We start from the raw sequence: 25909 nt of genomic DNA, 5'->3' as shown, positions 1-25909 counted from the left end.
AGAAACCCGGTCGCAATCCAGCGCCCGGATGACTACACGACAGTCCTGAGGAGGACCCAGTGGCCAAGGCCAAGTTCGAGCGGACCAAGCCGCACGTCAACATCGGAACGATCGGTCACGTCGACCACGGCAAGACCACGCTCACCGCTGCCATCTCGAAGGTGCTCGCCGACAAGTTCCCGTCGGCCACCAACGTGCAGCGTGACTTCGCGTCGATCGACTCCGCTCCCGAAGAGCGCCAGCGTGGCATCACGATCAACATCTCGCACGTCGAGTACGAGACCCCGAAGCGTCACTACGCGCACGTCGACGCCCCGGGTCACGCTGACTACATCAAGAACATGATCACCGGTGCTGCCCAGATGGACGGCGCGATCCTCGTGGTCGCCGCCACCGACGGCCCGATGGCTCAGACGCGTGAGCACGTCCTGCTCGCCAAGCAGGTCGGCGTGCCGTACCTGATGGTCGCGCTGAACAAGGCCGACATGGTCGACGACGAGGAGATCCTGGAGCTCGTCGAGCTCGAGGTCTCCGAGCTGCTCGCCTCGCAGGGCTTCGCCGAGGACGCTCCGGTCGTCCGTGTTTCGGGCCTCAAGGCGCTCGAGGGCGACGAGAAGTGGGTCCAGTCGATCCTCGACCTCATGGAGGCCGCGGACGAGAACATCCCCGACCCCGTGCGTGACAAGGACAAGCCGTTCCTCATGCCGATCGAGGACGTCTTCACGATCACCGGTCGTGGAACGGTCGTCACCGGTCGCGCCGAGCGTGGCACCCTCGCCATCAACTCCGAGGTCGAGATCGTCGGCATCCGCCCGACGCAGAAGACCACGGTCACGGGTATCGAGATGTTCCACAAGCAGCTCGACGAGGCCTGGGCCGGCGAGAACTGTGGTCTGCTCCTCCGTGGTCTCAAGCGTGACGACGTCGAGCGTGGCCAGGTCGTCGTGAAGCCGGGTTCGGTTACGCCGCACACCAACTTCGAGGGCACTGCCTACATCCTCTCGAAGGAGGAGGGTGGCCGTCACAACCCCTTCTACACGAACTACCGCCCGCAGTTCTACTTCCGTACCACGGACGTCACCGGCGTCATCTCGCTGCCCGAGGGCACCGAGATGGTCATGCCCGGTGACACCACGGACATGACGGTGGAGCTCATCCAGCCCATCGCCATGGAAGATGGACTCGGCTTTGCGATCCGTGAGGGTGGCCGCACCGTCGGCGCCGGCACGGTGACCAAGATCATCAAGTAAGTCCTTTCGGACTCACCGACAAGGGGTCGGGCCTTCGGGCCCGGCCCCTTCGTCGTTGCCGCGAGGGGTGCCGCCCGAATCCTCGGCGACCTAGACTGACCGCGCCGCGACACCCGCGCGGGCATCGATGGAGATGAGGGAGAGTATGGGAATCGACGACATCGTGGGCAAGGGGAAGCAGTTCCTCGAGCAGCACAAGGACGAGATCGAGAAGAACCTGAAGTCCGACCAGGCCGAGGACGTGAGCGACAAGGTGCTCGACGCGGCGGCCGAGTTCGTGAAGAAGGTCGCTCCCGACTCCGTCGACGCCAAGGTCGACGAGGTCCGCGACAACGTGGATCGGCGCATCGGCAACGAGTGACGATCGCGCGAAGGGGACGGATGCAGCTCGCATCCGTCCCCTTCCGCGTCCCCGGCCGGCGGTCCGCCGTCTGACAGAATGAACGTCGGATGGTGAGGATCGGATGACGCAGGTGAAGCGGGACGCGTCGTGAGCGGCATCCTCGTCCACGAGTGGTTGTCTCGGCACGGGGGCTCTGAGAACGTGTTCGACGTGCTCGGCGGGGTGTTCCCCGACGCCGAGCGGTGGTGCCTCTGGAACGAGAGCGAGGGACGATTCTCGGGCGTCCACGAGACCGCTCTGGCCCGGACCCCCCTCCGCGGGCACAAGGCGGCCGCCCTGCCGCTCATGCCGCTGGCCTGGCGGGCGCTGCCGGAGCGGGAGGCCGACTGGGTTCTCTGCAGCAGTCACCTCTTCGCTCACCACGCACGATTCCGCGGGGCCGCGCGCGAGGCGCCGAAGCTCGTCTACACCCACACCCCGGCGCGGTACATCTGGACGCCCGAGCTCGACGGCCGGGGTGGCGGCGTCGCCGCTCGCGCCGCCTCCGCCCTCCTGAAGCCGCTCGACCGGCGCCGCGCAGCCGAGCCCGTCGCCATCGCCGCCAACAGTGCCTTCATCGCCGACAGGGTCGCGCGTGCCTGGGGCCGAGACGCCACCGTCATCCACCCGCCGATCGACGTGGCACGGTTCGCCGACGCGCAACCGACGGACGAGACGGATGCCGCCGTCGCCGGCCTTCCGCGCGACTATCTGCTCGGGGTCTCGAGGTTCGTCCCGTACAAACGCCTCGAGCTCGTCATCGACGCCGGGGTCGCGTCGGGCCTCCCCGTGGTGCTGGCGGGTGGGGGAGCGGACGAGGAGAGGCTGCGCGCGTACGCGGCGGATCGGCGGCATCCCGTCACGATCGTCCGCGACCCGTCGTCCATCCTGCTCGCCGCGCTCTACCGGGGCGCGCTCGCGCTCGTCTTCCCCGCCGTGGAGGATTTCGGCATCATGCCGGTCGAGGCGATGGCGGCGGGCACGCCCGTCGTGGGCAACGCCGTCGGGGGAGTCGCCGAGAGCGTCATCGACGGGGTCACCGGCGCGCTCGTCCACGAGTGGGCGGGCGAGGACCTGCGCGCCGCGGTCGAGCGCGCGGTGGCGTCGAGCCGCGAGGCGTGTGTGAGGCGCGCATACGAGTTCGATCGTCCCGTGTTCGAAGCGCGCATCGCCGACTGGGTCGCGGAGAAGACAGCGTGAGCGGGCTCCTCGTCGACGACCGGTACCGCGGTGCGCACGGGATCGGGCGCTACGCCCGCGAGGTGCTCGGTCGTCTCGATCGCGACTGGCGCGGCCTGGGACTGGACGGCACGCCCTACAGCCCGTTCGACGCGTTCCGTGCCCTGCCGGATCTCGCCGCGGGATCCGTGGTCTACTCGCCCGGGTACGGGGCGCTGGTCCGCGCGCCGCGGCAGGTCCTGACGATCCACGACCTCATCCAGCTCGAGAGCCCCTGGCCTGGCCGCGCGAAGTTCCTCGCCTACTACGGCGGCCCCGTGCGGCGTGTGGTCCGGCGAGCCGGCATCGTCCTCACGGTGTCCGAGACCTCGGCCGAGGCGATCCGGCGGTGGCTGCGCGACGACGCCGTCGACGTCGTCAACGCCGGCAACGGGTGCTCCGCCGCCTTCACCCCCGACGGCCCGCGCGAGGTCGCATCCGACCCGTACGTCCTGTTCGTCGGGAACGTCCGAGCGCACAAGAACCTCGACGTCGTGCTGCGCGCCCTCGCGGTGACCAGTGGCATCCGTCTTCGCGCGGTCGTGCCGGCCGGCGAGTCGGACCAGGTGCGGCAGGCCGCCGAGCGACATGGAGTCGAGGCCCGGGTCGACGTGGTGAGCGGTGTCGACGACGCGCGGCTCGCCGAGCTCTACCGGGGCGCCGCCGCGACCGTCATGCCGTCGTTGCTCGAGGGGTTCGGACTGCCCGCCCTCGAATCCGTGGCGAGCGGGACGCCGGTCATCCATTGGGCCGGATGCCGCGCCGTCGCCGAGATCGTGGACGGGCGCGGCCCGGCGATGACCGACGCGCACGATGCGCACGAGTGGGCCGCCGCGATGACGGATGCCGCCGCATCCCCTCGCGCCGTCGACCCGCCGCGCGGCACGTACGACTGGGATCGCACGGCGGGGATCGTCTCCGCGACGCTCGCGCGTGCGGGCGGGTGAGCGGGTGCCGGGTGAATTCGCGCTCCGGGGCGAACGTATAGAGTGACTGGGCGGCACCGGTGGCGTGTGGCTCCGGCCGCCGTAACGCAGCCCGGCCACCGCAGCGAACGTGCTCGGTCGGACACGATCTGATTCGGGGATGTCGGCGGCGCCGTGGCGTGTGGACGTCCTCCCGATCGATGAGGGGTGCGCGCGTCGGCGGGGGCGATGCCCCGCCAAGGGCGAGTGGGCGCGAGCCTGCCGCAGACATGCGCCGAACGACGTGTTCGGCTCGTCGCCACCCGGGGGCGAGGATGCGATATGGATAAAGTGGGGATCTATGCGATTGATTGAGTACGACGCGTCCGAATTGACTCCTGAGGAGTGGCGCGACGGGGGCGAGGCTCGAGCGTTCAACCCGACGATCGCAGAGGTCGATGGCGGCTACGTCATCGCCTATCGCGTCGTCCAGGTCGACTCCGACCATCGGCGCATCGCCACCGCCCGCCTCGACGCCGATCTGGCGTTGGTGCAGGGCAGCGTCCGTCCTCTGTCGGACGAGATCGTATTCGCTGACGAGGGGCTTCCCGAGCGCGCGAAGACGTGGCACGCGGACCCCGTGTACCTGTGGCTGCGCGGCCGCCTCTACCTCCTCTGGAACGACGGGGGTGCTCGTCCGAGCAACCACCAGTTCCTTCTCGAGATGACGTCCGACGGTCAGCACCCGGCGTCGCCCGCCCGGGAGCTGACGACCCTCGACCGACGCCCGATCGAGAAGAACTGGACCCTCTTCGAGGCGGACGGCGAGGTCTACGCGAGCTACTCCTACCGGCCGCACCGCGTTCTCCGCGTCGACCTGGACAGCTCCGACACCCGCATCGTCGCGACGACGGCCCACCGCAGCAACTTCACGACGGACTACGAGCGCATCTTCGGCATCATCCGTGGCGGGGCACAGCCCGTCCGCCGCGGCGACAGCTTCCTCACCCTCGCGCACACGAGCTTCAAGACGGCCGACGGCCGTGTCTACCGGGGCGTGCTGCTCGAGTTCGAGGCGACGGCCCCCTTCCGGATCACCCGGATCGACGAGGTGCCCTTCGACCTCCCGAACCCCCGCGGCGCCAACTTCAAGCACGAGAAGCTCAACCCCGACGTGCACGAGGTCGTCTATCCGCGCGGCATGGTCCAGCGCGGCGACGACTGGGTGGTCGCCTACGGTCTCAACGACGAGGAGTGCGCTGTCGCCATCGTCCCCGGGGACGCGATCACGTCCGCCCTCGGTACGCAGGTGCGCAGCATCTTCACCACCGCGGATGCCCGTGCCCGCCTGACCTCGCTTCCTACCGAGGACGTCAGTTCCGGCTCGTCACCGAGCCTGCCGGTGTTCTGGTACGACGCGAAGAACAAGCTCTTCGACCCGTTCCCCGCCGGCCGTCGTTTCAAGACGGGCAACTTCGGCGACCTCGCCTCGCGCTGGGCGGCGAAGCGGGTTTCGGGCGTCGAGCTGCGCGAGCCCGCTCCCGGGGCACCTCGGCTGCTCGCGATCGGCTCCGTCCTGCAGCGCGCGACGGACGGCGATGTCGTCTGGGGCTCGGGCGTGAAGGGTGGCTCCGATCCGCTGCCGGTCGGGATCGACCTGGACGTGCGCGCGGTGCGTGGACCGTACTCACTGGAGTATCTGGCCGAGGCGGGCGTGTCGACGGAGCGCGTCACGCACACCTTCGACCCGGGCGTGCTCTTCCCGACCCTCTTCGCCTCGGAACTCGCTCAGACGCCCGACCGTCCGGGGCTCCGGATCGTGCCGCACTATCGCGATGACCTGGTCCTGCGCCGGAAGCACTACGAGAACCTCGATGCCTTCATCTCGGTCGACACGACTCCGCTCGGCATGATGCGAGCGATGAAGGGTGCGGACCGCGTGATCGCGAGTTCGCTGCACGGCATCATCTTCGCCGAGGCGATGGGGATCCCCGCCTACTGGTTGGCCCCGGTTGGCGGCGAGGACGAGCTCAAGTACTACGACTACTACTACGGCACGGGTCGTACGGACGTGAAGCGGTTCGAGTCGATCGACGACGCGATGCGGGCAGACCCCATGCCGCTTCCGACGTTCGACATCGAGGCGTACCTCGCGACGTTCCCCCACGACGCGGTCGACCGCCTGACCTCGGACATGATCCGTCCTGGCCAGCGGTTCCCGTTCACGCAGTGGGGACTCCACCACTTCGCCCGCAACTTCCAGCTGGCGGGTTTCGGCATCCGCGATCAGCAGGGCGTCTGGATGACGGAGCCCCGCGCCGCACTCAGCGGCGAGCTCGAGGGAGCTCCGGGCGACGTATTCGACGTCACGATCACCTTCGCCCCCGGCGACCCCACCCTGTTCGCCAACTCGCAGAGCCTGCGCGTCCAGGCGAACGACGGCCCCGCGCAGGTCGTGCGGTGGCGCCCGGGAGGACGCGACCCCGTCGAGGTCACCTTCCAGGTGACCGCTCGCTCGACGAACCCCCTCCTGCAGCTGGACTTCGGTGTGACCCCCTCGCCGGCGACGACGAACATCACCCTCGTCGACAAGCTGGCCCGCCGCGACCCGACCGGGCTGCTCCGGAAGATGATCCCCGCAGCGCCGCTCGGCAAGAAGCCGCGCTACGGCGTCATCAAGGCGGTGCGGGTGTCGTCGCTCACGCGACGCGCGTGACTGCGCCGCGGGTGGGGCGTCCCTCGGGGCGCCTCACTCGCGCGGCGGGATGTCCGCGGGGTAGAGGCCCCGCAGATTCGCCAGCTCTTTCTTGTAGGTGAGCGCCTCGCTCATTCCCCACTTCTCGGCGAAGTCGAGTGACTGGCGGCCTTTGTCCTTGCCGGTGAAGTGCAGGACGAAGTGCTCGAAGCCGCCCGCGACGAAGTGGCGCGGCCGGCAGTTGAACGCGGTGTAGTCGAGTTGGGCGTAGAAGCCGTCGACCGCGAAATCCGGGTTCGTCATCATCTGATAGACGAGCGCATCCTGATCTCCACCCGTCCAGTACCCGTAGACCGAGTCGTCCCACCACTCGCGTGCCTTGGCCAGATTGGTCGCGATGGTGGCGTCGATGAGCTTCCGGCCCAGCTCGGTGTTGCGGATCAGCATCGTGCCCGAACTCATCCAGGTCCAGAGGCCGGTGTCCTTCGGGCTCGCGCAGAAGATGATCGTCGCATCCGGATGCGCCTCGATGAAGCTCGTCAGGGTCGTCTTGCGGCCGGTGAAGAACGCGTCGTCGTCGATCCAGAAGAGCCAGTCGAACAGCGGCAGGAATTTCTTGATCTTGGCGAGCTTCAAGAAGAAGTTCTTGTGCTGAGCGGGTTCGGCCACTGGGGCGATGTCGAAGATGTAGGTGTACCCGTGGGCGCGCGCGTAGAGCTCGTGATTGACGTGCGCGTTCGTCCGCAAGCGGTCGCAGTAGCTGATGATCCCGACCCGCGGACCGGTTGGCTCGCTCATGGTCGGGATGTTACGGCACGGGTCGGAACGACCGCAGGCACTTGCGCTTCGCGGTGGCGCAGGGCATGTGGCCGGATGCCGCCGGGTAGGATTCTCGTGCCTCACACCGCATACCGGCGCGCGCGCGTCAGACAGGTCTCGCTTTGTCTCTTCCCCCTGATGTCATCGTCTGTTCGTTCTTCACCGATGACGAGTACTACCGCGGATGGGCCAAGAAGCTCGAGGAGAACCTCGACGATCTGGGCATCGCGCACGTCTTGCGTGAGGTGCACAAGGAGCCTGGTCAAGACTGGGCTGACATCTGCCGCCAGAAGGTCGCCTTCCTCGACACCGTGTGCCGTGAGAACCCGGACGCGCGCGTGTTCTGGACGGATGTCGACTGCGAGATCCTCGACCTTCCCGCGTACGTCCGCAACTTCACGGCCGACATCATCGGCTTCCAGCACGGTTTCTCCCGCCCGATGGAGATCGGCTACAAAGCCGCCACTCGTTTCTGGGCGCCGAGCTTCATCGGCGTGAACACGACCCCGGCGGCCCGGAAGTTCGTCTCGGATGCCGCCGACTTCGAGCGCCTGTCGACGCTCAAGGCCACGGATGACTACTTCTTCGAGGAGTCCTGGCGCGCGAATGCGGACTCGCTCAGCTTCCAGGTGATCCCCGCCGGCGGCGTCCTGGGACGCGGTAACGGCGACGTCACCGCCTTCTACGCGTTCGGGTCGAGCGGCAACGTTCCGCAGTTCCGGAACCTGGTCGTGCAGCACACCGCTCCCGGAGCCAAGGCGGCTCCGACGTCCCGCGAGGCCGGCGCGATCGCCTGGAAGGTGCGCGTCAAGGTCGCCGCCTACCGGGCGCTCAAACAGGTCGACGCCGTCGTGACGCGGGTCGCGCCGCAGCGTGCGCCTCTCGTGCGCGACTGGGTCAAGCAGCATCCGCTCATCCACCGCATCCGTCCGATCACGCCTCCCAAGGCCGACAACCACCGTTCCCGCCTTCTTGCGCAGGCCGTGGCCGTCGGTCAGCGGGGCGACCTCGAGCGTTTGGACGCGATCGAACGTCGGCTGCACGCCGGTGGCATCCTCTCCGCTGCGGAAGCCGCCACCGTCGATGCGGCGAAGGCGTTCGCGTCGTACGCCACCTTCGGGTCCCCGGCCGCTGACTCGGCCGACACGACCGCGGCGGTGCCCCTCGTCTGGTGGCCCCGTCCCTTCCCCGGCAACTTCGGGGACTGGTTGAGCCCGCTCATCGTGGCGAGCGTCGCGAACACTCCGGTGGAGTTCGTGCCGGCGACGGGCAACGCGCGCAAACCGCATCTCGTCGGCCTCGGTTCGATCGCGAAGTTTGCGAACGAACACTCCGTCGTGGTGGGTTCCGGTGCGTCTGCGGGCGATGCGGAGCTCCACCCCGGGGCGCGGTACCACTCGCTCCGTGGTCCGCTGACCGCCGACATCCTCACCGCCCGCGGCGGCCCCGCCGTCACCACCTTCGGCGATCCCGGAGTGCTCCTGCGTCGCGTCCTGCCCATGGAGCGCCCCGAGACGAACGGCCGGCTGGCACTCGTCCGTCACTTCACCCACGCGACGCTCCCGGTGCGCCGGCCCGCCGGCCTCGATGAGATCAGCGTGCTCCAGTCCAGCCCCGAGAGTCTGCGGACGTTCATCGAGAAGCTGCACCAGTACGACGGCATCGTCACGAGCGCGATGCACGTCGCGATCGCGTGCCACAGCTACGGCATCCCGGTAGCGTTGATCGGGTTCGAAGGTGCGGCGAGCACCGTCGCCGGCGACGGGATGAAGTACCGCGACTACTCGCTCGGCGCGGGGCTCGAGCGGCTCTGGGAGCCCCAGCAGCTGATCCTCGACCTGCGCAACGTCGACCTTCGATCGATGCTCGACACCGAGTACGTCGCCGAGGAGAAACTCGACGAGGTCGAAGCAGCCATCAAGAACGCGGTCGCCGACTGGCGAGATATCGTCGCCTGAATGTTCCGGGACATCTTCGCGGCGTTCGCCCAGCAGTTCCCGCGCTGGCGGGAGCGGCGCATGATCATCGCGCTCCTCGTCCTGATGGCGATCCTGCCGGTCGGGGAGCTCCTCGTCCTGCAGGTGTTCTCGAACCTGCTGGTCGAGGCCTCGCAGTCCCTCGCCGGGAAGCTCGGCACGGTGGTGCTCCTCCTGTCGCTCTTCCTCGCGGGGTTCGCGGTGACACGAGGACTCCAGCACGGGACGAAGTTCTGGCGTGTGCGCATCTTCCGCGCCGCTTTCGCCGACCTGCAGGACCGAACCGGAGCGGGCGCCGCGAACTGGCAGTGGGCGAGGGCCTTCGGCGTCTCGTCGATCATCGCCGACCTGATGCAGATCGTCGCTGTGCTGGGCGTGCTCTTCTACTTCGATCTCGTCATCGGAGGCGTGAGTGCCGTCCTGACGGTCGTCGTGATCATTCCCCTGTCCCTGCTGTACCGGCGTCAGCTTCGGGTTCAGCTCGAGTTGATGGATGCGCCGGTGAAGCGCGTCGAGGCGCCCATCCGGGAGCGCATCTACTCCGGCGAGTTCGCCGCGATCGCGGCATCCGCCGGAAGTGGGATCGCCCTCGCGCTCGTCGTGCTGCGGATCTTCTCCGGCGGGCTCGACGTCGCCACGGCGATCGTGCTCGCCATGGCCCTGCGCATCTACTTCGGTCGCATCGCGGCGCTGTCTCCCACCTTCATGCGCTTCGCGCGTGACTCGCTGCGCCACCAGCGGGACGTCGAGCGGTATCTCGCCCGAAACGGGGGCGCCCCGGATCCGGCGGCCGACGGCGATTTCGACAGCGATACCGACGCCGACCCGGATGCCGTCGCCGCTCCCGTCAAGGACGAGAAAGCGGAGAGCCGGCGTCGATCGGCTCTGGTCGGCCGGATCCTCCTCGAGGCGCAGCGGGGCGAGAGCGCCCGCTTCCACCGGGCCGCGTCGCAGCTCTGGTCGAACGGCGATGTGACCGGGCCGGAACGTAACGCGATGCGAGGCGCCGAGGCCTTCCTGGCCTATGCGACCGCGTCCTCCGCCGAGGCGGTAGCCGACGATCCGGTTCCACTGTTCTGGTGGTCCAAGCCGTTCCCGGGTTCGTTCGACGAGTGGTTGAACCCCTATCTCCTGGGAGCATCGACAGGGCGGGCGGTGCGGTTCGCTGCCGCGACGGGCGCGCAGGAGGTCCCGCCCCATCTCATGATGGGCGGGTCGCTCGCGTCCCATGCGCAGTCCCGCTCGATTCTCGTCGGAACCGGTGTCTCCAAACTCGAGGCCACCGTCGAGCCGACGGCCGAGTTCATCTCCCTCCGCGGACCGCTCACTCATCGCGTCGTCCGCCGCAACGGCGGCAGCGTCACCGACAGCTTCGGCGACCCCCGCCTTCTCCTCCGGCGCGTGCACCCGCTCACGCTCGGGGGCAACAACGGGCGGCTGGCCTTCGTGCGCAACCACTCGGATGCCGGCGTCCCCTACGTGCTCGCCGAGAACATGGATGAGATCTCCATCAGCGGTTCCGCTCCGGAACAGGTCGTCGGCCTCGTCGACCGACTCGCGACCTATCGCGGCGTCGTGACGACGAGCCTCGGCGTCCTCGTCGTCTGCCAGAGTTACGGCATCCCGAGTGCCCTCGCCTGTGAGGAAGAGAGCCGGCGGATCAAGCGTATGGACATGGAGCTCCGTGACCACCTGCTGGGCTCGGGTGCAGAGGGGGACTGGGAGCTCCACAAGGTTCCTCTCGACCTCGGCCGCGTGCCGTGGTCGCTCCGCCTCGTCGGCGAGAGGATCGCCGACACCAAGCTGGACGAGATCTCGGCGGCGCTCGAGTTCGGACTGAGCCGGCAGGCCGAAGCGGTCGCGGACGCCCTCGAGCGCGAGCTCGCGGATCAAGAGCTCCCGGGCGATGGCTGACCGTCCGGGTCGTCGCCTTCGCGTCATGCAGCTGCTCGCTGACCCGAACCGGTCCGCTCGCCCCGTCGAGAACCCCTACACGTCGCTGCTCGTCTCCTCGTTGCCGGACGAACGGATCGAGACGCGGTACTTCGGATGGGCGGACGTGCTCACCTCGGACGCTGACGTGGTCCACATGCACTGGCCCGAGAACTCCCTCCGGCATCCGCGAACGGCTGTGCGTCTCCTCAAGCGCGCCCTGTTCCTGCTGTTCATCCTGCGCCTCCGGATGGGTCGGATCGCCGTCGTGCGGACGGTGCACAACGCGCGGCCGCACGAAGAGGGGGACCGCGGTGAGCGATGGATCCTCGGCCTGCTCGAGGCTCGGACGACGCTGTGGGTGACGCTCAACGACGTGACGCCGACGCCGGATCCCCGCAGGACGGTGGTCATCCCGCACGGGCACTATCGGGATCGGTTCGCCTCTCCGACGCCGGAGCCGCGGCGAGGGAATCTCGTCCACTTCGGGATGCTGAAGCCCTACAAGGGCGTCGATGAACTGATCAGCGCCTTCGCCGCCGTGCCCCACGAGCTCGATTACCGCCTGCACATCGTCGGGGAGAGTCACGACGGGCCGCTGACCGAGCGGGTGCGCGCGGCTTCGCGCCGCGATGAGCGGATGGACATCGACCTGCGGTTCGTCGACGAGACCGAACTGGCGGATGCCGTCGGTGCCGCGGAGATCGTCGTCCTGCCGTACCGCGCGATCGAGAACTCCGGCTCGGCGCTGCTCGCCCTGTCGCTGCATCGCCCTGTCATCCTCCCCGAGTCCCCTTCGACCCGGCTCCTGGAGGAGGAGTTCGGTGACGAGTGGGTCGGCCTCTACCGGGGACCGCTCACCGCCGAGACCCTCCAGCGCGCAGTCGAGGACCTCCGCGATCGACCGAGGGACGCCGCCGGCCCCGACATGTCGGAACGCGACTGGCCGCGCCTCGGCTCGCTGCTGGCCGATGCATACGACCGCGCTGCCGCATCGCTCAGGCGCCGGGCCTGATCACAGGCCGCCGACGAATGTGAGGATGGCGGCCACCTTCGCCGTCCACGAATGGGACTGGGCGAGTTGCGCGCCGGATCCGTTCGGCTCGCGCCTCTCCAGAGCCGCCTGCAGTGCGCTCTGGGCCTCCGCCTCGTCGGCGTAGGTGTAGACCCCGTTCGGGGGATCGGAGGCGATGACCGGAGTGCGACGCGAGACCACGTTCAGCCCGCTCGCGAGGTATTCGTACAGCTTCATGGGGCTGCGACCGGCGTTGCCGGGGTCATCGGACAGGGGCAGCAGGCCCACGCGGGCCGCCGCGAAGCGCGCGGGGAGCTCGTCGTAGGGGAGAGCGCCGAGGACGGCGACGTTGTCGGGGAGCGTCGGGGGCTCGCCGGTGAGCGGCCCGATCAGCTCGAACCGCACGTCACGGTGCGCACCGGCCCAGCGTGCCACCTGCCCCCAGTCGAATCGCCGGTCGAGGGCGCCGGCGTAGACGCACGTCTCGGCGCGGGTGCCGTTCGTCTCGGTGAACCGCGCCGTGTCGACACCATTGGGCACGACGATCGCGGGCACGCGCACGTCGCCGAGGCCCCGCAGCACCTCGACCGATGTCGCGATGACACCGTCCACGTGGTGGAGGGCGTCACGCTGCAGACCGGCCTTCATCCCGCGCGGGTACTCGTCGGTCGGGCGGTAGACGACGATGTCGGCGAGCTCTCGCACGGACTGGTGCCACATCAGCGGTTGGTCCACGAGGACGAGGTCGAACCGGTCGAGCCGGCGCCGTCGTAGTTCGGTGGCGACGGAGAAGGTGCCGATGCCCGCGGGGAGCACGGTACGCGGCACGATGTGTCGCACCCCCGAGGCATCCACCTCATCCGAGGGCGTGGCGCGCGCGCGACTGCGAGGGACGCGACCGAGCACGCGATGGACCATCGAGATCGGCGTCGAGAGGTGGACGACGTCGTGGCCGAGGCGGGCGAGTTCCGCGGAGAGGTGGTGGCTGCCGACGCGGAAGATCCCGTGGCTGTCGGTGTGGCTGACGAAGAGGATGCGCATGGGCTGATTCACGGCGTCTGTGCCGCCGATGTGCTCCAGAGGTCATCAGGGAACGCCTCGAGCAACGCCGCGGCATCCCACCCGCGGAGTGGAGGGGCAGGAGGCGTGTCCAGAGCGGCGCGCCAGTCGGATGCCGCGACGGGAAGCGCTCGGCCCGTCCCCGCGTAGTAGTCCTCGTACTTGAAAGCCGGCTCGGTGCTCGCGGCGACGAGGACGGCGGGGACGCCGAACGCCTCCGCGACGACGATCCCGTGGAGCGAGCTCGCGATCACCGACTCCGCCGATGCGATCTGCCGGACCTTCTCGAGCGCCGGTCCCCTCGGCGACAACGCCGTCGGGGGGAAGCGGTGCCGGTCGTGCAGATTGGGGACGAGGACGGTGCCGCCGGAGCCGCGCACGATGCCGAGCTCGTCGTCCGTCCACAGGTGGGGGAGGAGGAGAGCCGGGTCGCCGAACACCTCGCTCGAGCGGTTCCCTCCCTCACGCAGGCGGGCCGCGGTCAGCGGGCCGCGCACCGCGCGGACGTCGAGGTCCCTCGGGATCGGGGCGGGCTCCTTGACGTTCGCCCCGCTTCCCCAGACGACGTCGCCGGGGCGGGCGAGGTGCAGGATCGAGCCCACGGCGAGGATGCGGCGCAGCTCCGGCCGCTCCTCGAGTCCTCGCGATCGTGCGATGCGGGCCACGATCTCCGGGCCGAGCAGGTCGCCGAAATTGTTGACACGCGGACCCACGTGGATCCGTGCCGTCACCCGACCGGATCCGAGCTTCCGGCGAGGGTTCCAATACACGACGCGCGGCACGGTCCCTCATCTCGGTCGGCGAACGCCCCGAGCCTAGTCGACGGATGCCGCGCCCCCTCCGCCGGGCCGAGCGCAGCGATCCGCCGATTCGGTGAGGCCAGGGACATCTGTGAGGATGGGGGCCGACTGTAGACGTATCGAGAGGCTGCGACAGGTGCGGATCAAGAAGTGGCAACTTTTCGCGGGCGGTGCTGTCGTGCTCGCCGGTGGGCTCACGACGGCGATCATCGTCTCCAACTCCTTCGCCTCGAACGGCGTGGCGCCCACGACGCGGCCGACGGCCGAGGCGCAGCAGACGCCCACCCCGACACCGACTCCCGAGCCGCAGCCGGCACCGGAGCCGCAGTCCGCGCCGTCGTACGGTGATCTGGTCGGGTGGGATCAGGCAGGGACGACCACGGTCGCCCGGGTGCTGCCGCAGGTCGGCGATGCCGCGGCCGGGTCCGTCGCCGCGTACGTCGACGCTCCCGTGGTCGACAAGCAGACGACGGTCCTCCAGTCCGTCGCGAAGGTCGATGCGGGTGCGCAGTACACCTTCACGGCGCAGGTCCGCTCTGCCACGGCGTTCCCCGAGCCGGTCGACGCGAAGATCGTCGTCGGCGACACCGAGATCCCCCTCCCCGACATCAGTGCCGCATGGTCCGAGGTGACCGCGGACGTCCGCGTTCCCGCAGGCGCCGACACCGTGGCGGTGGGCCTCGTCGTCACCGGCCCGGTGCGCGGCCTCGGGCTCGACGCCGTCTCGCTCACTGCGGTGACCGGCGGATCGAACGCCGTCGCCAACGGCTCGTTCGAGGACGTCAAGACAGACGACCGCATCCTCAACCGCTCCCTCATCCTGCCGGCGAGCCGACCCGTGCTGGCCGTCCGGCTGCCCGAGGGCGCCGCTTCCTGGAAGGCTCTGGATGCCGCAGGCAAGGTCGCCGCGTCCGGTAAGGCCGATCTCTCGAGCCCCATCAGCAGTGTCGACCTGACCGGCCTGCCTCAGGGGTACTACGACGTCTCGGTCGAAGCGGGCGGCACGTCGGTGTCGACGCTTCTCGGCGTCGTCGATTTCGACGGGGTCGAGATCGCGAAGGACGACCGGTTCGGGGTGGGCCTGCACGTCGAGAACGGAATCTACGCCGGCGCCGCCGACCTCGCGGCATCCCTCGGGATCGGGATGGCGCGCAACGACGTCCTCTGGCGCGACAACGAGACAACGAAGGGGAGATACGACTTCGCGGACCACTACGTCGACGGCTTCGCCCGCCTCCACGCGCACGACATCAAGGTGCTCGGCATCGTCAACTACGGCAACTGGCTCTACGGCAACGGGCAGGTTCCGGTGTCGGGCAACGCCATCGCCGCCTACGGCAAGTACGCGGCTGCGATCGCCGACCGCTTCGACCTGGTCGGGCTCGAGGTCTACAACGAGTTCAATCACGCTCGCTTCAACAAGTCCTCCTGCGGCACCTCGCCGCGCTGCTACGTGCCGCTGCTGAAGTCCGTGCATGACCAGGTCCGCAAGGTCGACCCGAAGCTCCCGATCATCGCGGGGGCGACGGCGCGGTACGAGTCGGACTGGTTCGACGGGCTGTGGCGCGCGGGCGGACTGAGGTACTCCGACGCCGTGAGCTTCCACCCGTACGAGGTCTCGAGCAAGCCCGAATCGCTCGCCGGCATCATCGACGAGGCGAACAGCAGCATGACGGCGAACGGCAAGACGACCCGACCGATCTGGATCACCGAACTCGGAAGCTCGTCGAAGACGGGCGGCCGCACGGTGTCCGCTCAGGCGGACTACCTGGTCCGGACCGCGACGACCGCCCTCGCCGGTGGAGCCGAGAAGTTCTTCTGGTACGACCTCATCAACGATGATCCGGATCCCGGCAAGCACGAGGGCAACTTCGGCATGTACTACCAGAAGAGCAAGGGCGTCGCGGCCCTCCAGCCCAAGCCGGTCGGCTACGCCCAGGCCCTGATGATCTCGCAGCTCCAGGGGCGTGCGTTCGCGGCATCCGAGTCGGTGGGCAAGGGCATCCAGTCGCACCGTTTCGGCGACGAGGCGAATGCGGTGCGCATCGTCTGGTCGCCCGCCGGCGACGGCGCGATGACGCTCAAGAGCGACGTCCCGGTGGCCGTGACGAACATGAACGGGGCCACCCGGTCGGTCGCCCCGGTCGACGGCGTCGTGACGATCCCCGTGAGCCCGCGTCCCCAGTTCGTCCAGACGAGCGCGGCGCCCGCCAACGCGACTCCGACGCCGACTCCCACTCCGACGGCCTCCCAGGCTCCCGCCGAATAGACTGTGACCCATGCCTCCTGAGACCCGTCGCGGCGCCCGCGAAGCGGCCGCCCGAGCTGCGGGAGACGCGTCGCCGTCGACCGATGCCTCCACCGAAGCCAAGCCCAAGGCCTCGCGTCGCAGAATCGTGGGCCGCGTGGTCCTCGGCCTCGTGATCGTCGTCCTGGGGCTCTCCGCGTGGTTGGCCGTGAAGGTCGTCATCGCGAAGAACGGCCTCGAGTCCGCGCAGGCGGCGGTCGCGTCCATTCAGAACGGCGGGCAGGTCTCCGAGGCCATTCCGCGGCTCTCCTCGGGCGCGGCGGATGCGGCGGGCGCTGCAGCCGACCCGGTCTGGCGCATGGCGGAGTTCCTCCCCTTCGCCGGCGACAACCTCCGCGGCGTGCGGCTGGCGTCCGAGACGCTCGACGTCTTCGCGAACGGCGTCGGTCGCCCGGTCTTCGCCATGCAGGATGACGGCAAGGGCAAGATCCTCGCCCGTGCGCTGCCGCTCATCGAGGCCGCAGCGCCGAAGCTCGACAAGCTCCGCGGCGAGCTGACGGGTGTCGCCGCTTCGGGCAGTCTCGTCGGGCCGGTGAAGGCCGGCGTCGAGCAGGTAGCAGAGGTGGCGGATGCCGCCGGGCCGCTGTTCGATCTCTTGCCCCGACTCCTCGGCTCGGACGAGAAGCAGAACTACCTGCTGGTGTTCCAGAACAACGCGGAAGCCCTGCCTCTGGGAGGAAGCTCCGCCTCGCAGACGCTCATCACCGCCGATGCCGGTGACCTCGCGATCGCCAACCAGGCCAGCAGCGCCTCCTTCGTCGAGGGGTCGTTCGTCGACATCGACCTGCCCGAGTCCGCGAAGACGCTCTACGGCAGCCGCTACGGCAGCTACATCAACCTCGCGCCGTCGCAGCCCGACTGGCCCGGGGCGGCCGCCATGGTCAAGGCGTTCTGGAACCGCGACATCGACGACACGCGGATCGACGGCGTCATCTCGGTGGACCCCGTCGCCCTGCAGCGCATCCTCCTCGCGACCGGCCCCATCGAGGTCGACGGGATCACCATCGATCACAACAACGCCGTGAAGACCCTCCTGAGCGACGTCTACAAGTGGTGGAACCCGTACGACGATCCCGACCTCAAGTCGGACGCCTTCTTCGCCGGTGTGGCGGGCTCCGTTTTCAGCAAGATCGCCAGTGGCGACTTCAACATCAAGGACATGGCCTGGGCCATGACCGAGAGCATCAACCGCGGCAGCATCCTCGCGTGGAGCAGCGATGCCGAGACGCAGGAGATCATCGGTGAATCGGGACGCCTGTCCGGCATCCTGCCGAAGGAGAACACCGCGCAGACGGTGAATGGCGTCTTCTTCCGCAACGTCTCCGCGTCGAAAATCGACTACTACACGAAGACGGCCGTCGAATCGACGCTCTCCTGTGCCGATGGGGTCGCGACCCTCACGACCACCGCCAAGGTCTCGCTCGACATCACCCAGGGTGCAGCCGAGGATCTTCCGACGTACGTGCAGAGTCGGGCTCAGGGCGCGAAGTACTTCGGCACGCAGGTCTACATGTACGCGCCTCCGGGAATGGAGCTCGCCTCCACCGAGACCACCGGTGGTGCCTCCGCCTTCCGGCAGGGGAACGTCGACCTCGGCCGGGTCGTCGAGCCCTTCCAGGCCCGATTGACCCCCGGCGGGACCTTCACCGTGACCGCGACCTTCACGGGGAAGGGCGATTTCGGACCCCTCGAGCTGTGGACCACCCCGATGATCCACGAGACCAAGACGACGGTCACCGACACGTGCCATTGAGCGGCTGAGCGGGTATTTCCAGCTGTTTGATAACATCCTCGGAGACCGGCACCCGTCCGTCGTCGAAGATGCGAGGCCTGCCGGAGGAGTGGACGTCGTCCGCGCCGTCGACAGGAAGGCAGACCTCCGTGATGCAGACCGCTCGCACTCCGGCGTGGGGTCACCGCACCGGTCGGGCGGGCGAAGGGTGCCCGTGCTGAGGCGGGCCGCCGAACGGCAGGGCACTCGCATCGGGCGGCGCCTCGGCCGGCGCCCGAGCAAGCCGTCGCTGGTCGTCCCCGCGCGTCGCTCCGCGCGTGATTGGCCGGCGCGGTTCAGCGGTCGCATCGCCTACAGCGATCTCGTCGTCATCGTCGCCGTGCTGTTGGCCTTCCGGTTCCTGGTCCTCCCCGACACGCAGCGGGACGTGACGTGGCCGAGTGGTCCGCAGATCCCGTACGACGTCGCCCTCGGTCTGATCGGGATCGTCTGGCTGGTGGCGTTGAGCGTCTTCGAGACGCGGGATCGCAACATCGTCGGTGCGGGCGAACAGGAGTACCGCCGGTTGGTGAACGCGACGATCGCCGTGTTCGCGATCTTCGTGTCGGTCGCGTTCTTCCTGCGCATCGAGGTCTCGCGCGGTCTGTTCCTCGTCGCGATGCCGGTGGGTCTCGTGGCGCTCATTTTCTCGCGCTGGCTGTGGCGCATCTGGCTGCGGCGGCAGCAGCGCCGGTCGAAGTACGTCTACCGCGCACTCGTCCTGGGAGAACCGGCGAAGGTCGGCATGATCATCCGCGCGATCCGGCGGGCGGACACCTCCGGATTCGACATCGTGGGTGTTGTGACGAATGCGCGGGGTCGGCAGTCCATCGGCGACGTGCCGGTCGTCGGCGGCTTCGCCCACGCGATGCAGGCGATGGATGCCACCGATGCCGACACGATCATCGTCGCGGAGGCGGACGAGGTCCACCCCGAGATGATGCGTCAGCTCGGATGGGATGTCGCGGACCGCAACGGCAACCTCGTCGTCGCTCCGGCGCTGACCGATGTGGCGGGCCCCCGCATCCATTCCCGCCCTGCGGCGGGTCTGCCGCTCGTGCACGTCGAGTTCCCCCGCCTCGAGGGCGTCCGTCGATTCGCCAAGCGGACGTTCGACCTGTTCGGCTCCGTGGCTCTCATCGTCGTCTTCTCCCCGGTCATGCTCGTCACCGCCGTGGCGATCCGGATGGAGACGCCGGGGCGCGTGCTCTATCGCCAGCCGCGGATCGGCCTGGGCGGCGACGAGTTCGGGATGCTGAAGTTCCGCTCGATGGTCGCGGACGCCGACGACCAGCTCGCAAGTCTGCTGGACATGCAGGGGACGAACGACAGTCCTCTGTTCAAGGTGGCCGACGACCCGCGCATCACGAAGGTCGGCCGCGTCATCCGCAAGCACTCGCTGGACGAGCTCCCGCAGCTGTTCAACGTCCTCGTCGGCACGATGAGTCTCGTCGGGCCCCGCCCGCAGCGTGCCGCCGAGGTCGCGCTGTACGACGACGCCGCCCACCGCCGGCTGCGTGTGAAGCCGGGGATGAGCGGTCTTTGGCAGGTCAGTGGACGGTCCACCCTGTCGTGGGAGGATGCGCTGCGCCTCGACCTCTACTACGTCGAGAACTGGTCGTTCATGCAGGACCTGCAGATCCTGGTGCGCACGCTGACGGCTGTCATCGCGCCGGGCCGGACGGCGCACTGAGGCCGACGGGGGAGCGTACCCCGGTGCGCGACACGCCCGGGTTTGCGACACGCCCGGACGGCACGTAGACTGTACAGGTTCCACATTCCTGCGCTCTGCGCGGGATCACTGCCAGGGCAGTGCATAGGCGTGAAGCCTAGGCCGCGGGCAGCAGAACATCACATCCCCACACCCCACTCCGGAAACGGATCTGCACGCATGCGTGCGCGGGGGACGGGATGCCGCAGGTAGCCCTGCGGACTGACATCAGAACAGCGGTGCCGATCACCTCGCCTCCGGGCGGGGAGAAGTGCCCGGCGCGTAAGCGCCCCGTGCGTCCAATGCCCCCGAGGTACGACGCGAGAAAGAGAGTGAGCAGACAATGGCGGGACAGAAGATCCGCATTCGCCTGAAGTCGTATGACCATGAGGTCATCGACTCGTCGGCACGCAAAATCGTCGACACCGTGACCCGTGCGGGCGCGACGGTCGTGGGCCCCGTGCCCCTTCCGACCGAGAAGAACGTGATCGCCGTGATCCGTTCGCCGCACAAGTACAAGGACAGCCGCGAGCACTTCGAGATGCGCACCCACAAGCGCCTCATCGACATCATCGACCCGACGCCCAAGGCCGTCGACTCGCTGATGCGTCTCGACCTCCCGGCCGACGTCAACATCGAGATCAAGCTCTGAGGTCGATCATCATGGCTGACATCAACTCCAAGGTTTCCAAGGGCCTGCTGGGCACCAAGCTCGGCATGACCCAGGTCTGGGACGAGAACGGCAAGGTCGTTCCCGTCACCGTCATCGAAGTCGCCCCCAACGTGGTGACCCAGGTGCGCACGCCCGAGCGCGACGGCTACAACGCCGTTCAGATCGCTTACGGCCAGATCGACCCCCGCAAGGTCAACAAGCCCCAGACGGCTCACTTCGACGCCGCTGGTGTGACCCCGCGCCGCCACCTCACCGAGGTGCGCACGGCGGATGCCGCTGACTACTCACTCGGTCAGGAGCTCACCGTCGACGCCACCTTCGAGGCCGGCCAGCTGGTCGACGTCGTCGGCACCAGCAAGGGCAAGGGCTTCGCCGGTGTCATGAAGCGTCACAACTTCAAGGGCGTCTCGGCTTCGCACGGTGCGCACCGCAACCACCGCAAGCCCGGCTCGATCGGCGCATCGTCGACCCCGAGCCGCGTCTTCAAGGGCATGCGCATGGCCGGCCGTATGGGTGGCGAGCGCGTGACCGTCCTCAACCTCACGGTGCACGCCGTCGACGCCGAGAAGGGTCTGCTGCTCGTCAAGGGCGCCGTCCCCGGTGCTCGTGGCCGCATCGTCTACGTCCGCAACGCAGTGAAGGGTGCCTGATCATGGCTGACTCGACTCTCGCGCTCGACGTCGTGAAGGCAGACGGCAAGAAGGCCGGCTCCGTGGAGCTGCCCGCCGCACTGTTCGACGTCAAGACGAACATCCCCCTCATCCACCAGGTCGTCGTCGCGCAGCTCGCGGCGGCTCGCCAGGGCACCCACTCGACCAAGCGTCGCGGTGAGGTCTCGGGCGCCGGCCGCAAGCCCTTCAAGCAGAAGGGCACCGGTAACGCCCGTCAGGGCTCGATCCGCGCGCCGCACATGACCGGTGGTGGCATCGTCCACGGACCGAAGCCGCGCAACTACTCGCAGCGCACCCCCAAGAAGATGGTCGCCGCCGCCCTCCTGGGTGCGCTCAGCGACCGGGCACGCGGTGGTCGTCTGCACGTTGTCGACTCGTTCGGCATCGAAGGCGCTCCCTCGACGAAGGCCGCTGTCGCGGTCCTCGGCCAGCTCGCGCCGACCAAGAACGTCATGGTCGTCATCACCCGTGATGACGAGCTGACCGTCAAGAGCGTCCGCAACCTCGCGTACGTCCACGTGCTGACGTTCGACCAGCTCAACGCCTACGACGTGCTCGTCTCCGACGACATCGTCTTCACCAAGGCCGCCTACGACGCGTTCGTCGCTGCGAAGGCCGGCGCCACCGAGGAGGTCTCGGCATGACCGCCGTCAACAAGGACCCGCGCGACATCATCCTGAAGCCGGTCGTCTCCGAGAAGAGCTACGGGCTCATCGACGAGGGCAAGTACACGTTCCTCGTGGACCCCCGCGCCACCAAGACCGAGATCAAGCTCGCCATCGAGAAGATCTTCGGTGTCAAGGTCGCGTCGGTGAACACGCTCAACCGCCCGGGCAAGGCCCGCCGCACCCGCTTCGGCACCGGTAAGCGCAAGGACACCAAGCGCGCCATCGTGAGCCTGAAGTCGGGCACCATCGACATCTTCACGGCCGTCGGCTGACAGCTGGGATAGAGGACTAGAGACATGGCTATTCGCAAGTACAAGCCCACGACCCCCGGTCGTCGCGGTTCGTCGGTCGCCGACTTCGCTGAGATCACGCGATCGACGCCCGAGAAGTCGCTCCTTCGCCCGCTGGCGAAGACCGGTGGTCGCAACAACCAGGGCCGCATCACGACCCGTCACATCGGTGGTGGCCACAAGCGCCAGTACCGCGTCATCGACTTCCGTCGTAACGACAAGGACGGCGTCAACGCCAAGGTCGCTCACATCGAGTACGACCCCAACCGCACCGCACGCATCGCGCTGCTGCACTACTTCGACGGTGAGAAGCGTTACATCCTCGCCCCGAACAAGCTGTCGCAGGGTGACATCGTCGAGTCGGGTGCTGGCGCCGACATCAAGCCCGGCAACAACCTGCCGCTGCGCAACATCCCCACCGGTACCGTGATCCACGCGATCGAGCTCCGCCCCGGCGGCGGCGCGAAGATGGCGCGCTCGGCTGGTGCGTCCGTCCGCCTCGTGGCGAAGGACGGCCCCTACGCGCAGCTTCGTCTGCCCTCGGGTGAGATCCGCAACGTCGACGCACGTTGCCGCGCCACCATCGGTGAGGTCGGCAACGCCGAGCAGTCCAACATCAACTGGGGTAAGGCCGGCCGTAACCGCTGGAAGGGCATCCGCCCGACCGTGCGTGGTGTCGCCATGAACCCGGTCGACCACCCGCACGGTGGTGGTGAGGGTAAGACCTCCGGTGGACGTCACCCCGTCACTCCTTGGGGCCAGGCCGAGGGTCGTACCCGGCACCCCAACAAGGAAAGCGACAAGTTGATCGTTCGCCGTCGCAACGCCGGCAAGAAGCGGAAGTAGGAGTAGAGGAAGATGCCTCGCAGCCTTAAGAAGGGCCCCTTCGTCGACGAGCACCTGCTTCGCAAGGTCGTCTCGCAGAACGAAGCCGGTACCAAGAACGTCATCAAGACCTGGTCGCGCCGTTCGATGATCATCCCCGCCATGCTGGGACACACCATCGCCGTGCACGACGGACGCAAGCACATCCCCGTGTTCGTGTCCGAGACCATGGTCGGTCACAAGCTGGGCGAGTTCGCGCCCACCCGCACCTTCCGCGGCCACGAGAAGGACGACAAGAAGGGTCGTCGCCGCTAAGGCGGTGGCGCTCTCAGAGAGAGGAAGAGGAGGAGTAGTAATGGTGGAATCCATCGCACGCGTGAAGCACATCCGCGTGACCCCTCAGAAGGCTCGTCGTGTCGTCGCGCTCATCAAGGGCAAGCAGGCTCAGGAGGCTCTCGCCATCCTGAAGTTCGCTCCCCAGGGTGCCAGCGAGCCCATCTACAAGCTCGTGGCCGCCGCGGTCGCGAATGCTCGTGTGAAGGCCGACAAGGACAACGAGTTCCTGGACGATCAGGATCTGTACGTGAAGAACGCCTACGTGGACGAGGGCACGACGCTGAAGCGTTTCCAGCCCCGCGCCCAGGGTCGCGCGTTCCAGATCAAGAAGCGCACCAGCCACATCACGGTGGTGCTCTCGACCCCCGAGGTCGCTGACACCGCTGCGGCTGACACCAAGAAGGCGAGCAAGTAATGGGACAGAAGGTCAACCCGTACGGCTTCCGCCTCGGCATCACCACCGACCACGTGTCGCGCTGGTTCTCGGACTCCACCAAGCCCGGGCAGCGTTACGCCGACTACGTGGCCGAGGACGTCAAGATCCGTCGTCTCCTGACGACGTCGCTCGACCGTGCCGGCGTGAGCAACATCGAGATCGAGCGCACGCGTGACCGCGTCCGCGTCGACATCCACACCGCCCGTCCGGGCATCGTGATCGGCCGCCGCGGCGCCGAGGCCGAGCGCATCCGCGCCGACCTCGAGAAGCTCACGGGCAAGCAGATCCAGCTGAACATCCTCGAGGTCAAGAACCCCGAGGCCGACGCTCAGCTGGTCGCCCAGGGCATCGCCGAGCAGCTCTCCGCTCGTGTGGCGTTCCGCCGCGCGATGCGCAAGGGTCTGCAGGGCGCGCAGCGTGCCGGTGCCAAGGGTGTCCGCATCCAGGTCTCCGGCCGTCTCGGCGGCGCTGAGATGAGCCGGTCGGAGTTCTACCGCGAAGGCCGTGTGCCCCTGCACACGCTCCGCGCGAACATCGACTACGGCTTCTACGAGGCCAAGACCACTTTCGGCCGCATCGGCGTGAAGGTCTGGATCTACAAGGGCGACCTCACCAACAAGGAGCTCGCTCGCGAGCAGGCCAACGCACCGAAGTCCCGTCGTGATGACCGTGGCGGCGACCGCCGCCGTGGCCCGCGCAACGAGGCCCCCGTCGCAGAAGGAGCGTCAGCCTGATGCTTATTCCCCGCAAGGTCAAGTACCGCAAGCAGCACCACCCGAAGCGCGACGGCGCCGCCACCGGCGGCACCACGGTCAGCTTCGGTGAGTACGGCATCCAGGCGCTGACCCCCGCTTACGTGACGAACCGTCAGATCGAGTCCGCTCGTATCGCCATGACGCGTCACATCAAGCGTGGTGGAAAGGTGTGGATCAACATCTACCCCGACCGTCCGCTCACGAAGAAGCCGGCCGAAACCCGCATGGGTTCCGGTAAGGGTTCGCCCGAGTGGTGGGTCGCCAACGTCAAGCCGGGTCGCGTCCTCTTCGAGGTCGCGGGCGTCAACGAGGAACTCGCTCGTGAGGCCCTGACCCGTGCTATCCACAAGCTGCCGCTCAAGGCACGCATCATCAAGCGCGAGGAGGGCGACGCGTAATGGCTGTCGGCACCAAGACGCTCGCCCCGAGCGAGCTGGACACATTCGAAGACCAGCGCCTCGTGGAGGAGCTGCGCAAGGCCAAGGAAGAGCTGTTCAACCTGCGCTTCCAGTCGGCCACCGGCCAGCTCGAGAGCCACGGCCGCATCCGTGCGGTCAAGCGCGACATCGCGCGGCTCTACACCGTCATCCGCGAGCGGGAGCTCGGCATCCGTGCCACCCCCGCCCCGGTCGAGACGGCCACCAAGGCGAAGAAGAGCAAGGCCAAGAAGGCGGACGAGTCCGCTGAGGCCGCGAAGGAAGAGGCCGAGTGATGGCTAAGAAGGATGCCGCCGAGGCGACCGTGGCCGCTGGTCACGAGTCGTCCGAGCACGACGTCCGCGACGTCAACGCCCGTGGGTACCGCAAGTCCCGCCGTGGCTACGTCGTCAGCGACAAGATGGACAAGACGATCGTCGTCGAGGTCGAGGACCGCGTGAAGCACCCCCTCTACGGCAAGGTCATCCGCCGCACGTCCAAGGTGAAGGCTCACGACGAGCAGAACTCCGCGGGCATCGGTGACCTCGTCCTCATCAACGAGACCCGTCCGCTCAGCGCCACGAAGCGCTGGCGCCTGGTCGAGATTCTCGAGAAGGCGAAGTAACCCATGATCCAGAACGAGTCCCGCCTCAAGGTCGCTGACAACACCGGCGCCAAGGAAATCCTCACGATCCGCGTTCTCGGTGGTTCCAACCGCCGCTACGCCGGCGTGGGCGATGTCATCGTGGCGACCGTCAAGGACGCGATCCCGGGCGGCAACGTCAAGAAGGGCGACGTGGTCAAGGCTGTCGTCGTCCGCACCGTCAAGTCGACCCGTCGGCCCGACGGTTCATACATCAAGTTCGACGAGAACGCCGCCGTCATCCTGAAGAACGACGGGGAGCCCCGCGGCACCCGCATCTTCGGCCCGGTCGGTCGTGAGCTTCGCGACAAGAAGTTCATGAAGATCGTCTCGCTGGCACCGGAGGTCATCTGAT

Annotated in this window: 26 protein-coding genes; 23 read left to right on the top strand and 3 right to left on the bottom strand. The window is 68.1% G+C overall.

The features are described 5' to 3' along the window. The first annotated feature begins 59 nt into the window (after window positions 1-59). The 5 genes from tuf (at window position 60) to MRBLMI1x_RS00530 (ending at window position 6471) form a co-directional block, all read left to right on the top strand. Complete coding sequence (tuf, locus tag MRBLMI1x_RS00550; protein WP_018187366.1) at window positions 60-1250, top strand: elongation factor Tu; 1191 nt, start codon at window positions 60-62, stop codon at window positions 1248-1250. A gap of 145 nt (window positions 1251-1395) precedes the next feature. Continuing rightward, a complete protein-coding gene (locus MRBLMI1x_RS00545; protein WP_018187365.1) occupies window positions 1396-1611 on the top strand; it encodes an Rv0909 family putative TA system antitoxin in 216 nt (71 codons plus the stop codon). A gap of 129 nt (window positions 1612-1740) precedes the next feature. Beyond that, a complete protein-coding gene (locus tag MRBLMI1x_RS00540) occupies window positions 1741-2832 on the top strand; it encodes a glycosyltransferase (RefSeq protein ID WP_363454895.1) in 1092 nt (363 codons plus the stop codon). After that, a complete protein-coding gene (locus MRBLMI1x_RS00535) occupies window positions 2829-3797 on the top strand; it encodes a glycosyltransferase (protein ID WP_363454892.1) in 969 nt (322 codons plus the stop codon). The genes MRBLMI1x_RS00540 and MRBLMI1x_RS00535 overlap by 4 nt, the downstream gene beginning before the upstream one ends. 319 nt (window positions 3798-4116) lie before the next feature. Further along, on the top strand, window positions 4117-6471 hold the full coding sequence (locus MRBLMI1x_RS00530) for a polysaccharide pyruvyl transferase family protein (RefSeq protein ID WP_363454889.1): 2355 nt from the start codon (window positions 4117-4119) through the stop codon (window positions 6469-6471). 33 nt (window positions 6472-6504) lie between these two features. Here MRBLMI1x_RS00530 and MRBLMI1x_RS00525 read toward each other — a convergent pair whose 3' ends face one another. Further along, window positions 6505-7248: a hypothetical protein gene (locus tag MRBLMI1x_RS00525; protein WP_363454886.1), complete on the bottom strand. Its 744-nt coding sequence runs from the start codon at window positions 7246-7248 to the stop codon at window positions 6505-6507. A 143-nt stretch (window positions 7249-7391) separates the two neighbouring features. Here MRBLMI1x_RS00525 and MRBLMI1x_RS00520 point away from each other — a divergent pair, with 143 nt between their 5' ends. From MRBLMI1x_RS00520 to MRBLMI1x_RS00510, 3 genes are read left to right on the top strand one after another with little or no spacing between them, the layout of a single operon-like run. Then, window positions 7392-9227: a polysaccharide pyruvyl transferase family protein gene (locus MRBLMI1x_RS00520; protein ID WP_116227490.1), complete on the top strand. Its 1836-nt coding sequence runs from the start codon at window positions 7392-7394 to the stop codon at window positions 9225-9227. Then, window positions 9228-11159 (top strand): hypothetical protein, encoded by a 1932-nt coding sequence (locus MRBLMI1x_RS00515; protein WP_363454883.1) that lies wholly within the window; start codon window positions 9228-9230, stop codon window positions 11157-11159. It begins immediately after the preceding gene. 25 nt (window positions 11160-11184) lie between these two features. After that, window positions 11185-12192, top strand: a complete 1008-nt coding sequence (locus MRBLMI1x_RS00510) for a glycosyltransferase (RefSeq protein WP_363454880.1) — start codon at window positions 11185-11187, stop codon at window positions 12190-12192. On the opposite strand, the gene MRBLMI1x_RS00505 is transcribed toward MRBLMI1x_RS00510, so the two are convergent. Together MRBLMI1x_RS00505 and MRBLMI1x_RS00500 are read right to left on the bottom strand one after the other, a co-directional pair. Further along, a complete protein-coding gene (locus tag MRBLMI1x_RS00505) occupies window positions 12193-13233 on the bottom strand; it encodes a glycosyltransferase (RefSeq protein WP_363454877.1) in 1041 nt (346 codons plus the stop codon). 8 nt (window positions 13234-13241) lie between these two features. Beyond that, window positions 13242-13982, bottom strand: a complete 741-nt coding sequence (locus tag MRBLMI1x_RS00500) for a polysaccharide pyruvyl transferase family protein (RefSeq protein ID WP_231370973.1) — start codon at window positions 13980-13982, stop codon at window positions 13242-13244. 205 nt (window positions 13983-14187) lie between these two features. Between MRBLMI1x_RS00500 and MRBLMI1x_RS00495 the strand changes: the two genes are divergently transcribed. From MRBLMI1x_RS00495 to rplN, 15 genes are all read left to right on the top strand, one after another. Further along, window positions 14188-16320: a cellulase family glycosylhydrolase gene (locus tag MRBLMI1x_RS00495; RefSeq protein WP_363454874.1), complete on the top strand. Its 2133-nt coding sequence runs from the start codon at window positions 14188-14190 to the stop codon at window positions 16318-16320. Between the two features lie 10 nt (window positions 16321-16330). Further along, window positions 16331-18112: a DUF4012 domain-containing protein gene (locus MRBLMI1x_RS00490; protein WP_363454872.1), complete on the top strand. Its 1782-nt coding sequence runs from the start codon at window positions 16331-16333 to the stop codon at window positions 18110-18112. Window positions 18113-18305: 193 nt separating this feature from the next. Next, window positions 18306-19823, top strand: coding sequence for a sugar transferase (locus tag MRBLMI1x_RS00485; protein WP_363454869.1), 1518 nt, complete (start codon window positions 18306-18308; stop codon window positions 19821-19823). A gap of 361 nt (window positions 19824-20184) precedes the next feature. Beyond that, complete coding sequence (gene rpsJ / locus MRBLMI1x_RS00480; RefSeq protein ID WP_018171443.1) at window positions 20185-20493, top strand: 30S ribosomal protein S10; 309 nt, start codon at window positions 20185-20187, stop codon at window positions 20491-20493. 11 nt (window positions 20494-20504) lie between these two features. Further along, the gene (gene rplC, locus MRBLMI1x_RS00475) at window positions 20505-21164 is read left to right on the top strand and encodes a 50S ribosomal protein L3 (RefSeq protein ID WP_018187352.1); all 660 of its coding nucleotides are present in this window, start codon (window positions 20505-20507) and stop codon (window positions 21162-21164) included. 2 nt (window positions 21165-21166) lie between these two features. Then, entirely contained in the window at window positions 21167-21829 is a 663-nt protein-coding gene (rplD, locus tag MRBLMI1x_RS00470; RefSeq protein WP_018187351.1) for a 50S ribosomal protein L4, read from the top strand. Next, entirely contained in the window at window positions 21826-22125 is a 300-nt protein-coding gene (gene rplW, locus MRBLMI1x_RS00465) for a 50S ribosomal protein L23 (RefSeq protein WP_018187350.1), read from the top strand. Before rplD ends, rplW begins: the two co-directional genes overlap by 4 nt. A gap of 24 nt (window positions 22126-22149) precedes the next feature. Next, window positions 22150-22989, top strand: coding sequence for a 50S ribosomal protein L2 (gene rplB / locus MRBLMI1x_RS00460; RefSeq protein ID WP_018187349.1), 840 nt, complete (start codon window positions 22150-22152; stop codon window positions 22987-22989). A gap of 12 nt (window positions 22990-23001) precedes the next feature. Next, on the top strand, window positions 23002-23283 hold the full coding sequence (gene rpsS, locus MRBLMI1x_RS00455; RefSeq protein WP_018187348.1) for a 30S ribosomal protein S19: 282 nt from the start codon (window positions 23002-23004) through the stop codon (window positions 23281-23283). Window positions 23284-23323: 40 nt separating this feature from the next. After that, a complete protein-coding gene (gene rplV / locus MRBLMI1x_RS00450; protein WP_018187347.1) occupies window positions 23324-23719 on the top strand; it encodes a 50S ribosomal protein L22 in 396 nt (131 codons plus the stop codon). Beyond that, window positions 23719-24474, top strand: coding sequence for a 30S ribosomal protein S3 (rpsC, locus tag MRBLMI1x_RS00445; RefSeq protein ID WP_018187346.1), 756 nt, complete (start codon window positions 23719-23721; stop codon window positions 24472-24474). The genes rplV and rpsC overlap by 1 nt, the downstream gene beginning before the upstream one ends. Then, window positions 24474-24893 (top strand): 50S ribosomal protein L16, encoded by a 420-nt coding sequence (gene rplP, locus MRBLMI1x_RS00440; protein WP_018187345.1) that lies wholly within the window; start codon window positions 24474-24476, stop codon window positions 24891-24893. The genes rpsC and rplP overlap by 1 nt, the downstream gene beginning before the upstream one ends. Further along, a complete protein-coding gene (gene rpmC / locus MRBLMI1x_RS00435) occupies window positions 24893-25207 on the top strand; it encodes a 50S ribosomal protein L29 (RefSeq protein WP_018187344.1) in 315 nt (104 codons plus the stop codon). The genes rplP and rpmC overlap by 1 nt, the downstream gene beginning before the upstream one ends. After that, complete coding sequence (gene rpsQ, locus MRBLMI1x_RS00430) at window positions 25207-25536, top strand: 30S ribosomal protein S17 (protein ID WP_091356761.1); 330 nt, start codon at window positions 25207-25209, stop codon at window positions 25534-25536. Before rpmC ends, rpsQ begins: the two co-directional genes overlap by 1 nt. A gap of 3 nt (window positions 25537-25539) precedes the next feature. After that, window positions 25540-25908: a 50S ribosomal protein L14 gene (rplN, locus tag MRBLMI1x_RS00425; protein ID WP_018187342.1), complete on the top strand. Its 369-nt coding sequence runs from the start codon at window positions 25540-25542 to the stop codon at window positions 25906-25908. Window position 25909 lies beyond the last annotated feature (1 nt).

The organism is Microbacterium sp. LMI1x-1-1.1, from assembly GCF_040676205.1.
GTDB classification, from domain to species: domain Bacteria; phylum Actinomycetota; class Actinomycetes; order Actinomycetales; family Microbacteriaceae; genus Microbacterium; species Microbacterium aquilitoris.
Note: the sequence above shows the minus strand (reverse complement) of the source record. Positions and strands in the feature narration are given on the sequence as shown.

Bases quoted from the DNA above. Each gene is read 5' to 3' on its own strand.
- MRBLMI1x_RS00545 (WP_018187365.1), top strand. From the start codon at position 1,396: ATGGGAATCGACGACATCGTGGGCAAGGGGAAGCAGTTCCTCGAGCAG.
- rpsS (WP_018187348.1), top strand. From the start codon at position 23,002: ATGCCTCGCAGCCTTAAGAAGGGCCCCTTCGTCGACGAGCACCTGCTT.
- MRBLMI1x_RS00510 (WP_363454880.1), top strand. From the start codon at position 11,185: ATGCAGCTGCTCGCTGACCCGAACCGGTCCGCTCGCCCCGTCGAGAAC.
- MRBLMI1x_RS00490 (WP_363454872.1), top strand. From the start codon at position 16,331: ATGCCTCCTGAGACCCGTCGCGGCGCCCGCGAAGCGGCCGCCCGAGCT.
- rpsJ (WP_018171443.1), top strand. From the start codon at position 20,185: ATGGCGGGACAGAAGATCCGCATTCGCCTGAAGTCGTATGACCATGAG.
- rplB (WP_018187349.1), top strand. From the start codon at position 22,150: ATGGCTATTCGCAAGTACAAGCCCACGACCCCCGGTCGTCGCGGTTCG.
- rplD (WP_018187351.1), top strand. From the start codon at position 21,167: ATGGCTGACTCGACTCTCGCGCTCGACGTCGTGAAGGCAGACGGCAAG.
- rpsQ (WP_091356761.1), top strand. From the start codon at position 25,207: ATGGCTAAGAAGGATGCCGCCGAGGCGACCGTGGCCGCTGGTCACGAG.
- rplN (WP_018187342.1), top strand. From the start codon at position 25,540: ATGATCCAGAACGAGTCCCGCCTCAAGGTCGCTGACAACACCGGCGCC.
- rplV (WP_018187347.1), top strand. From the start codon at position 23,324: ATGGTGGAATCCATCGCACGCGTGAAGCACATCCGCGTGACCCCTCAG.
- MRBLMI1x_RS00525 (WP_363454886.1), bottom strand. From the start codon at position 7,248: ATGAGCGAGCCAACCGGTCCGCGGGTCGGGATCATCAGCTACTGCGAC.
- rpsC (WP_018187346.1), top strand. From the start codon at position 23,719: ATGGGACAGAAGGTCAACCCGTACGGCTTCCGCCTCGGCATCACCACC.
- rplW (WP_018187350.1), top strand. From the start codon at position 21,826: ATGACCGCCGTCAACAAGGACCCGCGCGACATCATCCTGAAGCCGGTC.
- rpmC (WP_018187344.1), top strand. From the start codon at position 24,893: ATGGCTGTCGGCACCAAGACGCTCGCCCCGAGCGAGCTGGACACATTC.
- MRBLMI1x_RS00515 (WP_363454883.1), top strand. From the start codon at position 9,228: ATGTTCCGGGACATCTTCGCGGCGTTCGCCCAGCAGTTCCCGCGCTGG.
- rplC (WP_018187352.1), top strand. From the start codon at position 20,505: ATGGCTGACATCAACTCCAAGGTTTCCAAGGGCCTGCTGGGCACCAAG.
- MRBLMI1x_RS00530 (WP_363454889.1), top strand. From the start codon at position 4,117: ATGCGATTGATTGAGTACGACGCGTCCGAATTGACTCCTGAGGAGTGG.
- rplP (WP_018187345.1), top strand. From the start codon at position 24,474: ATGCTTATTCCCCGCAAGGTCAAGTACCGCAAGCAGCACCACCCGAAG.
- MRBLMI1x_RS00505 (WP_363454877.1), bottom strand. From the start codon at position 13,233: ATGCGCATCCTCTTCGTCAGCCACACCGACAGCCACGGGATCTTCCGC.